The organism is Burkholderia sp. Leaf177 (genome assembly GCF_001424345.1).
Lineage (GTDB): Bacteria > Pseudomonadota > Gammaproteobacteria > Burkholderiales > Burkholderiaceae > Caballeronia.
Genome location: NZ_LMPF01000001.1, coordinates 345,638 through 359,549, shown reverse-complemented (window position 1 = coordinate 359,549; position 13,912 = coordinate 345,638). Strand labels below are relative to the sequence as shown.

At 61.5% G+C, this 13,912-nt stretch carries 13 protein-coding genes; 9 read left to right on the top strand and 4 right to left on the bottom strand.

Annotated features, from left to right (window positions below):
* Positions 1–12 precede the first annotated feature (12 nt).
* The 3 genes from ASG35_RS01640 to ASG35_RS31160 form a co-directional block, all read right to left on the bottom strand.
* A complete protein-coding gene (locus tag ASG35_RS01640; RefSeq protein WP_082508179.1) occupies positions 13–474 on the bottom strand; it encodes a DUF2442 domain-containing protein in 462 nt (153 codons plus the stop codon).
* Positions 458–709 carry a DUF4160 domain-containing protein gene (locus tag ASG35_RS01635; protein WP_056352040.1) on the bottom strand — a complete coding sequence of 84 codons (252 nt, stop codon included), beginning with the start codon at positions 707–709 and terminating at the stop codon, positions 458–460. Before ASG35_RS01635 ends, ASG35_RS01640 begins: the two co-directional genes overlap by 17 nt.
* Positions 710–817: 108 nt before the next feature.
* Complete coding sequence (locus ASG35_RS31160) at positions 818–973, bottom strand: hypothetical protein (protein WP_156392940.1); 156 nt, start codon at positions 971–973, stop codon at positions 818–820.
* A gap of 20 nt (positions 974–993) precedes the next feature.
* Between ASG35_RS31160 and ASG35_RS01630 the strand changes: the two genes are divergently transcribed.
* From ASG35_RS01630 to ASG35_RS01590, 9 genes are all read left to right on the top strand, one after another.
* Positions 994–2,370: an amidase gene (locus ASG35_RS01630; protein ID WP_056352037.1), complete on the top strand. Its 1,377-nt coding sequence runs from the start codon at positions 994–996 to the stop codon at positions 2,368–2,370.
* 128 nt (positions 2,371–2,498) lie between these two features.
* Entirely contained in the window at positions 2,499–3,008 is a 510-nt protein-coding gene (locus tag ASG35_RS01625) for a disulfide bond formation protein B (RefSeq protein WP_056352876.1), read from the top strand.
* Between the two features lie 338 nt (positions 3,009–3,346).
* Entirely contained in the window at positions 3,347–4,849 is a 1,503-nt protein-coding gene (gene xdhA, locus ASG35_RS01620; RefSeq protein ID WP_200945672.1) for a xanthine dehydrogenase small subunit, read from the top strand.
* A gap of 55 nt (positions 4,850–4,904) precedes the next feature.
* Positions 4,905–7,355, top strand: coding sequence for a xanthine dehydrogenase molybdopterin binding subunit (gene xdhB / locus ASG35_RS01615; RefSeq protein WP_056352031.1), 2,451 nt, complete (start codon positions 4,905–4,907; stop codon positions 7,353–7,355).
* An 11-nt stretch (positions 7,356–7,366) separates the two neighbouring features.
* On the top strand, positions 7,367–8,392 hold the full coding sequence (xdhC, locus tag ASG35_RS01610; RefSeq protein ID WP_056352028.1) for a xanthine dehydrogenase accessory protein XdhC: 1,026 nt from the start codon (positions 7,367–7,369) through the stop codon (positions 8,390–8,392).
* A 26-nt stretch (positions 8,393–8,418) separates the two neighbouring features.
* On the top strand, positions 8,419–9,447 hold the full coding sequence (locus ASG35_RS01605) for an adenosine deaminase (RefSeq protein ID WP_056352025.1): 1,029 nt from the start codon (positions 8,419–8,421) through the stop codon (positions 9,445–9,447).
* 14 nt (positions 9,448–9,461) lie between these two features.
* A complete protein-coding gene (locus ASG35_RS01600; protein ID WP_056352023.1) occupies positions 9,462–10,823 on the top strand; it encodes an NCS2 family permease in 1,362 nt (453 codons plus the stop codon).
* 24 nt (positions 10,824–10,847) lie between these two features.
* On the top strand, positions 10,848–12,191 hold the full coding sequence (guaD, locus tag ASG35_RS01595) for a guanine deaminase (protein ID WP_056352020.1): 1,344 nt from the start codon (positions 10,848–10,850) through the stop codon (positions 12,189–12,191).
* Positions 12,192–12,335: 144 nt separating this feature from the next.
* Complete coding sequence (locus tag ASG35_RS01590) at positions 12,336–12,776, top strand: hypothetical protein (protein ID WP_056352874.1); 441 nt, start codon at positions 12,336–12,338, stop codon at positions 12,774–12,776.
* 73 nt (positions 12,777–12,849) lie between these two features.
* On the opposite strand, the gene ASG35_RS01585 is transcribed toward ASG35_RS01590, so the two are convergent.
* Complete coding sequence (locus tag ASG35_RS01585; protein ID WP_056352016.1) at positions 12,850–13,908, bottom strand: 2-aminoethylphosphonate aminotransferase; 1,059 nt, start codon at positions 13,906–13,908, stop codon at positions 12,850–12,852.
* Positions 13,909–13,912 lie beyond the last annotated feature (4 nt).

Genomic DNA, 13,912 nt, shown 5'->3' with positions numbered 1-13,912 from the left:
ATGGATCCGAGCTTATTTTTTCGCCCGGACCTCGCCTTCTTCGTCGCTCGGCGCGGCGGCCTTGCGTGGCCGTCCGCCACGGGCGCCGTTGATTCGCGCCGCTTCGGCCTTTGAAGCACTGCGGCTGGCACCACCCGCCTTGCCCATTCGCCTTGCCATGAACGAACGTGATCCGAGCACGCCCGATAGCAGCGGAAGCACGAGAATATCGGCGTCGACGGCAGGGAAATAAAGGCCCGTTCCCGAAGCCGTGATCTCGATTTCACTGAGCTCCTCGTTCGACGCGTTTTCCAGACCCTGAATCAACCGGGCGGGAATGGCGAACAATGCACCATTCGACAACTCGATTGAGAGCCGGCCGTCTTCCGGAACGAACGTTGCCGAAAGCGCCACCGGATTTTCCGCAACATGCTTGCGCGCGCGCTCTTCGGCGTCGCGCATCTGGCGTTCGGTGATTTCAACTAAAGCAGTCATGAAGTGTCTTCCATTCAGTGCACAGCGAGCCGACCACGTTCTGCATCCGGCGGGCGAAGGTGTTTGCAGCGGCATGTGAAAAACCGTGGTTCTTGAGCAGCGCCGGCGGTCCATGCGGACACTGCAAGTTAAAAACAGCGTGTTGATTTCCGTCCAGCACATGAACGTGGGCAGGCAAATGGTCGTTCAGATAAATCACGACGCGGGCAGCGCCGATGCGAAAAATCGTTGGCATGTGGTCACTCTATAGGTTGAGAGCGTTCAAGTAAACCCAAACGCTTGGGTTTTTATTTGTATCGTTGTTTTCCGCACCTGAATCAACGCAGCAGGCGGAACCCCAAGCTTATTGATCGAGCCCGATCGCCGCCATCAGCCGAATGGCTAACGTGCGCTTTTCAGCTGGGTAATGATTACCTGCAGCTTCCGGCTGGAATAGAATGACAGCCACTTCGGGCACGGCCGGCCCATCGCGCGCCGCCTCGCTGCATGTCCCGTTCACGCCACCAATCCTTGTCGAACATGCCCATCACTTCGCCGCAATTCGCTCCACTCGCGCAGCTCGCCGCCGCTCTTCGCGACGGCAAGACCACTAGCCGGACGCTCGTAGAACAGGCACTCGAGCGCATTGCGGATCCATTGGGGCAAGGCGCGACTGCGTTTATTCACGTCGATGCCGACAGCGCCCGCGCCGCCGCTGACGCGCACGACGCGCTGCGCCGGGCCGGCACCGTCCTGTCGCCGCTTGCGGGCATACCGGTATCGATCAAGGATCTCTTCGATATTGAAGGCCAAGTCACGCGCGCAGGCTCCCGAGCGCTTGCCGGGACGCCTCCCGCCAAGGCCGACGCAGTTGCCGTCGCGCGGTTGCGACGTGCGGGCGGCGTGATCGTCGGACGTACCAACATGAGCGAATTCGCGTTCTCCGGATTGGGGCTGAACCCGCACTACGGAACGCCGCGCTCGCCGTATCGAAGCAATGTGACAGGCGACGAACGCATTGCCGGCGGCTCGTCTTCCGGGGCGGCGGCATCGGTTGCCGACGGCATGGCGGCGATTGCGCTCGGCACGGACACCGGCGGCTCGATCCGCATCCCGGCCGCGCTGTGCGGGCTGACCGGCTTCAAGCCCACGGCCGCGCGCGTGCCTACGCAAGGCGGCGTGCCTTTGTCCACAACACTCGATTCGTTCGGGCCGATCGGTTTATCGGTGGCATGTTGCGCCTTGGTCGACCGGATCCTGGCCGGCCGCGACGCCATCGTGCCCGCAACCCGGCCGCTCGACGGCGTGCGCCTCGGCGTGTTGACCAACTTCGTCATGGACGATGTCGACGAAACCGTGGCGAGCGCGTATTCGGCTGCCATCGGACATTTGTCGGCGGCAGGTGCGCTGGTCGAGGACGTTCGATTCGGTCCGCTCGACCGGATGGGTGAAATCAGCCGCTACAGCTTTGCGTCCATGGAAGCGTACGCGTGGCATCGGCCGTTGCTCGCGACGCATGCCGATCAGTACGATCCCCGTGTGCGTGCGCGGATTGTGAAAGGCGCGCCGGCGACCGCTGCCGATTATCTCGATCTCTTGCAGGCGCGCGCCGCGATGATCGAGCAGGCGCGTACGCTCTGGCAACGGTTCGACGCAATCGTGTGTCCGACAGTGCCGGTCGTGCCGCCGCGAATCGCCGACCTGGAACACGACGACGAAGCGTTTGGCCGCGTCAATGCGCTGATCTTGCGCAATCCGTCGGTCTTCAATTTCCTCGATAGTTGCGCATTGTCGCTACCGTGCCATCCGCGCGGCGAGGCGCCGGTCGGACTGATGCTGGCTGGTGCGCCGTTTGGCGACGACGCATTGCTTGCCATCGGCCGTGCAGTCGAAGCCGTGCTCGAGACCACCCGATAAACCGGTAATAGACAACGCGAAAGCAACACAAAAGCAACGCGATAGAATTCCATCGCCGGATGCGCAATTTCAGGCGCTTTTTTCTCGAACAACTTGGAAATATGAATAACTCCTTGAATCACTTCACCATGCACGGGGACGATCGCGTGATTCGCCGCGAACGGCGGTTGTTGGTCCTGCTCGCGCTGGTAAGCCTCGGGCTGGTTGGCGGGGCGCTGTATCTGCAGTTCGTGAAAGGCGAGGATCCCTGCCCGCTGTGCATCATCCAGCGCTATTTCTTCGTGCTGATCGCGGTGTTCGCGTTGCTCGGGGCATCGTTCAGAGGCTGGCGCGGGATCGCGCTGCTCGAAGTGCTCGTGGTGCTTTCGGCGCTGGGAGGCGTGGTTGCGTCCGCGCGGCATGTCTACGTTCAGGCGCATCCGGGTTTCAGTTGCGGTTTCGACGCGCTGCAACCCCTGGTGGATTCGCTTCCGCCCGCGCAGTGGCTGCCGCAGGTGTTTAAGGTCGCCGGACTGTGCGAGACGCCTTATCCGCCGATTCTTGGACTTTCGCTTCCCCAGTGGGGCCTCGTTGCGTTCACTGTGATGTTCCTCGCGGTCGCCGGCAGTCTGTGGTCCAAACGTAAGATGCGCGGCTGATCATCAAATAAATACAGATTCAAACCGATTCGGCGATGGCTCCCTGCCTTCGCCGAACCAGAAACCCCTAACCCCTTTCAAAACGCCCAATCCGGCAATTGCGCCCCAAATCCCGCGCTTTACCCGCCTCCTGCCTCAGCCGCGTCGTTGCACGCACCTCTCCTCTCATTCGTCTCTTCGCATAATCTGGATACGCTCATCGGAATCTTTTCGAGATATTGCGGTGATATCTTATTTTCTGGATGGCGATCCACGTGCGCTCTTTCGGCCGGCAATTTTGTTGCCCAACGCCGATTTCGCGTAACGCGCGCCCGATCCGCAATGTCTCGGACTTCTATATGACAACGCAAACCATCCGGTTTTTTCAGCACGGCGCAATCCGCGAAGTGCACGACGTACCCGCTACACGCACGGTGCTCCAGCATCTGCGCGAACACGATCAATGCACCGGCACCAAGGAAGGATGCGCCGAAGGCGACTGCGGCGCGTGCACGGTTGTCATCGCCGAGCTGGATGGCGACGGGCAACCGCAGCTCAAGGCGGTCAATTCCTGCATCCAGTTCGTGCCGACGCTCGACGGCCGCGCGCTTTTCACCGTCGAGGACATGCGTGCGACAGACGGCACGCTGCATCCGGTCCAGCAGGCCATGGTCGATTGCCACGGTTCCCAATGCGGTTTCTGCACGCCGGGTTTCGTGATGTCGATGTGGGCGCTTTATCAAAATCAGCCGAGCGACGCCGGTTTGCCTACCCGCGATGAAATCAACACCGCCCTCTCCGGCAACCTCTGCCGGTGCACGGGGTATCGGCCGATCGTGGATGCATCGCAAAAAATGTTCGAGTATCCACGCGTGGCGCTCGATCGCGAGAAGCTGAAAGCGCAGCTCGAATCGGTACAGCGCAAGGACACGCTCGAATACACCGCGCCCGATGCCCGCGGCGCCGCGTTCGGCCGTCCGACGTTTTTCGCGCCCGTGACGCTCGCAGAGTTTGCCCGGCTGCGCGCCGAACATCCGGATGCGCGGATTCTTGCCGGAAGCACGGACATCGGCTTGTGGATCACCAAGCAATTCCGCAATCTCGGCGATATCCTCTTCATTGGCAATGTGACCGAGTTGAAGGCCATTACGCGCGACGCGCAGTGGCTCACCGTCGGCGCGGCGGCGTCGCTCGAAGATGCTTATGGCGCGCTCGCGTCCATTTACCCGGAACTCGCGGAATTGTGGACGCGCTTTGCATCGCGGCCGATCCGCAACGCCGGCACGCTCGGCGGAAACGTGGCGAACGGTTCGCCCATCGGCGATTCCATGCCTGCACTGATCGCGCTCGATGCCGAAATCGTGCTGCAACGCGCGAACAAAATCCGCTCGATGCCGCTCGACAAGTTTTACCTCGGCTACCAGAAATCGGCGCTGGAACCGGGCGAGTTCGTGGCGGGGATTCGCGTGCCGCTGGCATCGGCGAATCTGCGTTTCCGCACCTACAAGGTCTCGAAGCGCTACGACTCCGATATTTCGGCCGTGTGCGCGGCGTTCGCCGTGACGCTCGATGGAACCCGCGTCACTGCCGCGCGTTTCGCGTTCGGCGGCATGGCGGCCACGCCGAAGCGGGCATCGAATGCCGAAGCCGTTCTGGTGAATCAGGAGTGGAACGAGGCGAACGTGCAGGCCGCCATGCGCGCGCTCGACGTCGATTTCCAGCCGCTCACCGACATGCGCGCGTCGAGCGCCTACAGAAGCAAAGTGGCGCGCAACGTGCTTTGGCGTTTCTTCCTGGAAACGCGCGAGAACGAGCCGCTCGCACTCCACGACGTCAACGCTTTCGCGTTCGACACGCAATAAGCGGATTTTTCACGAGCCGCATAAACGCAGCACCCAAAGCACCAAGGACCACGCGATGAACAAGCGTACCGATCCCCTCCTCGACAGCGCCGCCGACAGCGAAATCACGGCGCGCACCGGTGAAACTTTTGACGCGCCATCGGCGGAAAAGCCGGAGCGCGCCGCGATTGGCGTCGGCTTGCCGCACGAATCGGCGCATCTGCACGTGAGCGGCGAAGCCACATATGTGGACGACATTGGCGAAGTGCGCGGCACGTTGCACGCGGCGCTTGGCTTGTCGCGGCATGCGCACGCGCGCATCGTCTCGATCAACCTCGACCTGGTGCTGGCCGCGCCGGGCGTGATCGCCGTTTTTACCGCCGACGACATTCCGGGCGAGAACAACTGCGGCCCCGTGCTGCACGACGATCCCATTCTCGCCAAAGACGAAGTGCATTACCTCGGGCAACCGGTATTTGCGGTTATCGCGGAAACGCATGATCTGGCGCGTCGCGCGGCGGCGCTCGCCAAAAGCGAAGAAGTGATCCGATACGAACCGCTGGAAGCCATCCTCACCCCGCGCGATGCCAAGGCGCAGAAGGCGTTCGTGTTGCCGCCGCTGCATCTGAAGCGCGGAGACCCCGATGGAAAAATGGCGGCGGCGAAACATCGGCTTCAAGGTGAATTTGAAGTCGGCGGCCAGGAACAGTTCTATCTCGAAGGGCAAATTGCGTACGCCATTCCGAAGGAACACGACGCAATCCTCGTCTACAGCTCAACGCAGCATCCGAGCGAAATGCAGCATCTGGTCGCGCACATGCTCGACTGGCCAACGCACAACGTCCAGTGCGAATGCCGCCGGATGGGCGGCGGTTTCGGCGGCAAGGAATCGCAGTCGGGAATCTTCGCGTGCATCGCTTCGTTGGCGGCGCATTTGCTGCACAAGCCGGTCAAGCTGCGTGCCGATCGCGACGACGACTTCATGATCACTGGCAAGCGCCACGACGCGGTCTACACCTACGAAGCCGGTTTCGACGACGACGGTCGTCTGCAAGGCGCACGCGTGGAAATCGCGTTGCGCGCGGGTTATTCGGCGGATCTGTCGGGCGCGGTCGCCACGCGCGCAGTCTGCCATTTCGATAACGCGTACTTCCTGAAAGACGTCGATATCACCGCGCTCTGCTGCCGCACGAACACGCAATCGAACACGGCGTTTCGCGGTTTCGGCGGTCCGCAAGGCGCGCTCGTCATGGAAGTCCTGATGGATGAAATCGCGCACAGATTGAAGCGCGATCCTGTCGATGTTCGTCGCGTGAACTATTACGGCATCGGCGAGCGCAACGTGACGCCCTACGGCCAGACCGTTGAAGACAACGTGCTTCAGCCTTTGACCGATGAACTGGTGGCATCGAGCGCGTACGTGCAGCGGCGTCGCGCAATCGCCGCGTTCAACGCCACGAGTCCCGTGCTCAAGCGCGGCATTGCATTCACGCCGGTCAAGTTCGGCATCTCGTTCAACGTGCCGTTCTTGAATCAGGCCGGCGCGCTCGTGCATGTCTACAAGGACGGCTCCGCGCTCGTGAATCACGGTGGCACGGAAATGGGCCAGGGCTTGAACACGAAGGTCGCGCAGGTCGTGGCGAACGCGCTGGGCGTGGCGTTATCGCGGGTTCGCGTGACGGCGACCGATACCTCCAAGGTCGTCAATACATCGGCGACGGCGGCATCGACGGGAAGCGACTTGAACGGCAAAGCGGCCGAAGCCGCCGCGCTCACCGTGCGCGCGCGGCTCGCGGAACTTGCCGCGAAGCAACTCGGCGGACGTCCCGAAGACGTGCGTTTTCATAACGGCGTGGTGGAATCGAACGGCGGCCAGATGCCCTTCGATCAACTCGTCGCAGCCGCCTATCTCGCGCGCGTGCAGTTGTGGTCCGATGGCTTTTACGCCACGCCCAAGGTCAATTGGGATTCGAAGACGCTGACCGGCCAGCCGTTCTACTACTTCGCGTACGGCGCGGCGATCTCGGAAGTCGTCGTCGATACGCTGACTGGCGAATGGCGTTTGCTGCGCGCGGATATCCTCCACGACGCGGGCCAGTCGATCAACCCATCGCTCGATATCGGCCAGGTGGAAGGCGGTTTTGTTCAAGGCATGGGCTGGCTGACCACGGAAGAGCTCTGGTGGAATCGCGATGGCCGCCTGATGACGCACGCGCCATCGACATACAAGATTCCTTCCGTGAGCGACATTCCTGCCGCGATGAACGTGAAGCTCTTCGAGAACCAGAACGTCGAGCCAACCGTATTCCGCTCGAAAGCCGTGGGCGAACCGCCGCTGCTGCTCGGCTTCTCCGTGCTGCTCGCGATTCGCGCGGCCATTGCTTCGGCCGCGCCGGATTCGACCTATGCCCCCGTCTTGCGCGCCCCCGCCACGCCTGAATCGATACTGAACGCTTTGGACGCGCAGGCATCGAAGCAAGTAGTCGAGGCTGCCGCGGACATCGCGCAGCCGGCAACGGTCAACTAGGAGCGCACCCCATGCAAGCCTGGCTGCACGATCTGCAACACCTTCTCGCACACGGCGACGCCGTCGTGCTGGTGACGGTCGCGCGCGTGCAGGGTTCAGCGCCGCGCGAAGCCGGCACGAAGATGCTCGTTACCCGCGACGACACGCGTCATACCATCGGCGGCGGGCATCTGGAATGGAAAGCGATCGAGACCGCGCGGCAAGTGCTGAAAGACGGCGCGCGCAGTCCGCGCATGCGGCGGCTGGAGCGTTTCGCGCTCGGACCGAGCCTCGGGCAATGTTGCGGCGGCGCGGTCGTGCTGGCGTTCGAGCGGCTGGATATCGGCGATCTGGGATGGGTGACGTCGCTGAATAAACGTCTCGCGCAGGGACATTCGACCGTGCGCAGCGTCGGTTTCGGTCCCTTTCCAGAGGCGGTGATGCTGTCCGATCCCGAACCCGGCGTGGACACGCAGGATTGTCTGCTCTGGGACGGCGCGGGTTTCGATGAAAGCGGCGCCCTGCTCACCGAGACCATTGTGTTGCGCGAGTTTCAAGTGGTTTTGTTCGGCGCGGGACACGTGGGCGCGGCGATCGTGAAGGTGCTGGCGAATTTGCCGTGCCGCGTCGTCTGGGTCGATGAACGCGATGAAACCTTCCCGCCGGTCGATCACCTTCCTCAAAACGTCACCATGGACGCGAGCGGCACGCCGGAATCCGCCGTGGACGAGGCGCAGCCGAACAGCTATTTCCTCGTGATGACGCACAACCACGCGCTCGATCTCGCGCTCGCGGAACGCATCCTGCATCGCGGAGATTTTGCGTTTTTCGGCATGATCGGATCGCATACCAAGAAGGTCCAGTTCGAGAGGAAGCTGGCGGCGCGGGGTATTGAACCGGCGCGGATTGGCCGCATGACCTGTCCTATCGGCGTGCCCGGCATTGCCGATAAAGCCCCGGAAATGATCGCCGTTTCAGTTGCAGCCCAGTTGTTGCAGAAGGTCGAGGAACACGCCGCGCACGGCTACAATTCCGCGCAGCATCCGCAAACCGCGTGATCCCGAACTTTTTTGAGCACAACGACATGAATCCCACTCTCGCCGACAAGATCGCCCGCGCGCCCAAAGCCGAACTCCATATTCATATTGAAGGGTCGCTCGAACCCGAGCTGATTTTCGAACTCGCGAAGCGCAATGGCGTGACACTTGCATACGATTCCATCGAAGCGTTGCGCGCGGCCTACGCGTTCACCGACCTGCAATCGTTCCTCGATATCTATTACGCCGGCGCGAGCGTGCTGCTGCACGAGCGCGATTTCCACGACATGACCATGGCGTATGTGGAACGCGCGCTCGCGGACCATGTCACGCACACCGAAATTTTCTTCGATCCGCAAACCCACACCGAGCGCGGCGTGTCCATCGCGACGGCGGTTGCCGGTATTGAAAGCGCGCTGGCTGAAGGCGAGAAACGCGGGCTGACGAGCAAGGTGATCCTGTGTTTCCTGCGCCATCTGCCGGAAGAAGACGCGCTCAAGACCTTCAATGAAGCTTTGCCATTGTTCGATCAATACAAGCATCGGCTGATTGGCGTTGGACTGGATTCATCCGAACGCGGACATCCGCCATCGAAGTTCGAGCGCGTATTTGCCAAAGCGCGCGATAAAGGCCTCAAGCTCGTGGCGCATGCAGGCGAAGAAGGGCCGCCGGCATACGTGTACGAAGCGCTCGATTTGCTGAAGGTCGATCGCGTCGATCATGGCGTGCGCAGCATGGAAGATCCGGCGCTGGTCGCGCGTCTCGCCGACGCCCGCATTGCGTTGACTGTCTGCCCGTTGTCGAACCTGAAGCTGCGCGTCTTCGACGACATGACCAAGCACACGCTCAAGGCGCTGCTCGACCAGGGCGTGGCCGTGATGATCAATTCGGACGATCCGGCGTATTTCGGCGGTTACGTGAACGCCAACTATTTTGCGATCCAGGAAGCGCTGAATCTCTCCGATGCCGAGGTCTACACGCTGCTGAAAAACAGCCTGGAAGCGTCGTTCGTGACGGACGAAGAACGCAACGCCATGGTCGCCAAGCTCGATGCCTATTGGCACGCAGCAGCCTGACGCGCGGGAACGTCATGGCATCGATTACTCAGGACAGCACCACGCTCGAGCGTTTCTTCGGCATCCGCGCCGCAGGTTCGCGCACGAAGACGGAAGTCGTCGCGGGCATCACGACTTTTCTCACGGCGATGTACATCATCGTCGTCAATCCCGGCATCTTGTCGCAAGCCGGCGTGCCGTTTCCCGCGGCGCTGACGGCGACTGTGATCGTCAGTTTTCTCGGCAGTTGCGCGATGGGTTTGTACGCGCGCAATCCCGTGCTGGTTGCGCCCGGCATGGGCATGAACGCGCTGTTCGCGTTCGTCATGGTTCACGGCGGCAAGATGCCGTGGCAGACGGCGCTCGGCTGCGTATTCTGGGCCGGCGTGATCTTCGCGGTGCTCGCGTTGTTCAACGCGCGCAAGCTCGTTGTCGATGCAATTCCGGCGAACCTGCGGCACGCGGTATCGTGCGGCATTGGCCTCTTCATCAGCCTGATCGGTTTGGTCAACGCGAAGTTCGTGGTCGGCGATCCGGTGACGATCGTGCATTCGGCATCGCTCAATCCGGTGGTGATCACGTTCCTGATCGGGCTTGCCATGACCACCATCCTGGTCGCGCGCAAGGTGACCGGCGCGTTGATGCTCGGCATTGTTTTCACGACCGTGATCGCGATTCCGATCGGCCGCTTCTGGGGCGACGGCACCGCGTACTGGCCCGCCGCAATCGCCACGAAAACGCTGGTGAACTGGAACGGGCTGTTCTCCGCGCCGGACTTTTCGGCGCTCGGCCAGCTCGATATCTTCGGCTCGCTGAAGGTGATCTACTGGCCGTTCATCTTCGTGATGCTGTTCACGTCGTTCTTCGACGCGCTCTCGACGTTCATGGCAATTTCGGAAGCCGGCAAGCTCTACGACAAAGACGGCAACCCGCGCAACATCCGCGAATCGATGATGGTCGATTCGTTCTCCGCGCTCATTTCCGCGCCGCTCGGCACGAGCCCGGCGAACGCCTACATTGAATCGGCAGCGGGAATTTCGGCGGGCGGACGTACGGGTCTTGTCGCGGTGATCGCCGGCTTGTGCTTTCTGCCGTTCCTGTTCCTCTCGCCGCTGCTTTCGCTCGTGCCCGCCATCGCAACCGCGCCGGCGCTCGTGCTTGTCGGCGTGTTCATGATGGAGTCGATCACGAAGATCGAATGGGGCCGTTTCGACGAAGCCATTCCCGCCTTCCTCGCGATGATCCTGATCCCGCTGACCTACTCGATCACCGACGGCATTGCGTACGGTTTCCTCGCGTTTGTCGTGATCAAGTTCTTCACGGGCCGCAGAAAAGAAATCAAGCCGGCGATGTGGATCGTCGCCGCGCTTTCGTTGCTGCTTTTGACACAGCTATAACACGCTTTACTGGAGACGTTTTAAATGCCTACGCCCGCCCGCCAGACCGCTTACCGCGCGCAACTTCTCACGTTCCGCGACGACCCCGCTTTCTCCGATAGCAACGCCGTGTATGAAACCGACGGCTTGTTGCTGGTCGAAAACGGCCGCGTGGTGGCGGCGGGCGCGTATGCGGCGTTGCGCTCGAAAATCGCGCCCGACGCCATTACGAAGGACCTGCGCGACAAGCTGATCGTGCCGGGGTTTATCGACTCGCACATTCACTATCCGCAGACCGACATGATCGCCTCACCCGCGCCAGGTCTGTTGCCGTGGCTCAACACGTACACCTTCCCGACCGAGCGCAAGTTCGAGGACCCAACGTACGCGCGCGAAACGGCGGGATTTTTCATCGATGAACTTCTGGCGTCCGGCACCACCAGCGCGCTCGTGTATTGCACGGTCCACAAGCAATCCGCCGATGCCTTTTTTAGCGAGAGCGAATCGCGCAACTTGCGCATGATCGCCGGCAAGGTGCTGATGGACCGAAATTGCCCGGAATATCTGCGTGACACGGCGCAATCAGGTTACGACGACAGCGCCGAACTCATCGCGAAATGGCATGGCCGCGGCCGGCAGGAATATGCGTTGACGCCGCGTTTCGCGCCGACTTCCACCGAGGCGCAACTCGAAGCCTGCGCCGTGCTCGCGCGCAAGCATCAGGACGTGTATATCCAGAGCCACGTCGCGGAAAACACCGACGAGATCAAGTGGGTCGAAAGCCTGTTTCCGGGCCATCGCAGCTATCTGGATATCTACGATCACTACGATTTGCTGCGTCAGCGCGCGGTCTACGGCCATTGCATTTTCCTCGACGATACCGATCGTCAACGCATGGCCGAAACTGGTGCTGTGGCATCGCATTGCCCGACATCGAATCTGTTTCTAGGCAGCGGCCTATTCGATATCGAAAAGGCCGGCGCGGCGAAAATGCCGGTGGCGCTCGCAACCGATGTAGGCGGCGGCACCTCGTTTTCGATGCTGCAAACCATGGGCGAAGCGCACAAGATCGCGCGGCTGACGGGGCATCATTTGACGGCGGCGCGCATGTTCTGGCTGGCGACGACAGGCGCGGCGCAAGTGCTCGACATGGCCGACAAGGTCGGGACGCTGAAACCCGGCAGCGAAGCGGATTTCGTCGTGCTCGATCCGGCTGGCACGCCGCTTCTCGCACGCCGCACGACACGGGCGGAATCGCTGGAAGAATTGTTGTTCGCGTTCGCCATGCTCGGCGATGACCGCGCCGTGTTCGAGACTTACTCGGCAGGTCAATGCGTGCATCAGCGGGGCGTGCGGCGTGGCGTGACAGCGGAACTGGCTGCCGCGTAACGCGGCGGTCGGCACTCGATTTATAGTTACGGGAATGAAAGCCGGATCGGACAATATTACAGATTGAGCGCGTTTCGCCGCTTCCCGGTAAAGTTTAGCCTTTGGCATTGCCCGAGCGCCTGCTTACCTTTCATGAAGCCACTCGTGAAACCATTCAATCGAGCCGTCCGATTCGGCTTGACCGTCTTGATCGCCGCCGCCTCCGCACACGCTTCGGCCTACGCGCTGGATTCCTTGCTCGATTGCAAGGCGGACGCGCACGCGTTTATTGCGCCCCTGCAGCAGGATCACGTAATCGAAGCCACGCCCATGCGCGTGGAAGCCAACTCCATCAACGCGTTCAAGCCCACGCGCGGCAGCCATCTGACCGCCTTCGACTTCGGCGTGTTCGCTGTCGTCGGTTTCCAGAAAGACGACGCAATCTTCAAAACAGGCACGGGCGCGCCGATCGCGGAATCGGCGTATGGCGCAGTGGTGATCGGCGGGGAAGAATCGGTGAAAGAGAAAGTGCGCGCGGCCGGAAGCGATGCCATCATCCATCACGTTGCACCGTTCATCACGGCGATTTTCTGCAATCGCGATTGATCAGTTGCAAAAACGAAGGCCGCGGCAACATGACGTTGTCGCGGCCTTCATCGTTCAGGCAGTGCCTTGCAGATCAGCGCACGATCTTCGCAATCGATGCAACCAGCCGGTCGATATCCGCGGCGTTTATGGCGCCCATCGTGGAGATGCGGAATAGTTCGTTCGACAAACCGCCCTGCCCCGCGTAGATCACAAAACCCTCGGTCTTCAACGCGTCGTGCAGAACCGGATACGTGGTTCCCGCCGGCAACCGGTACGCGCGCAACACGACCGACGATTCGCCATCCGGCAACGCGCCTTCAATACCCAACGCCGCCAGCCCCGAACGCGCCTGCTCGGCGAGCGCCGCATAACGTGCATGACGAGCCTGCAAACCGCCCTCTTCCTCGAATTCACGCAGCGCTTCAACCAGCGCGTAATACGCGTGCACGGACGGCGTGAACGGCGTGTTGCGCTCGTCCTGCAATTTGGCCAAACGCGTGATACCGAGGTAATACGTGCGGCTCGCCGCGTGTTTCAGCGCTTCGCGTTTCGCGATCACGAACGCCGCGCCAGGCACGCCGTGCAGGCATTTGTTGGCGGTCGCGGCGACCGCGGTGATGCCGCCGCCATCGAAGTCGATATGCTCTGCACCGAAACTGCTGACGCCATCGAGCAACAAGCCGATACCGCGCGCCTTGCACGCCGTGCTCAACTCATCGATCTTGTTCAGGCGCCCCGTCGTGGTCTCGTGATGGATGATCGCCACGTTCGTAAAACCGTCCAGCTTGGCGATGATCGCATCCGTGTTGGGCGCTTCCATCCACGCATACTTCACGACCTCATGATCGATACCGTATTGCGTCGCGATCTGCGCGATCCGTTCGCCGTACACACCATTTTCGACGATCAGCAAACGGCCGCCTTGCGGCACCATTCCCGCGATCATGCTTTCGACGGCGGCCGTGCCCGAACCCGTCATCAATACGGCCGTCCAGACGGTCGGATCGAGCGAATAGGCCGCGAGCAAACGCAAACGCGCTTCGTCCTGCAGATCGAAAAATTCCGGCTCGCGATGACACAAGTCGGTTTGCGAAAGGCTTTTGCGCACGCGTTCGGTCAGCGTGACGGGGCCAGGATTGAGCAGCAGCATGATG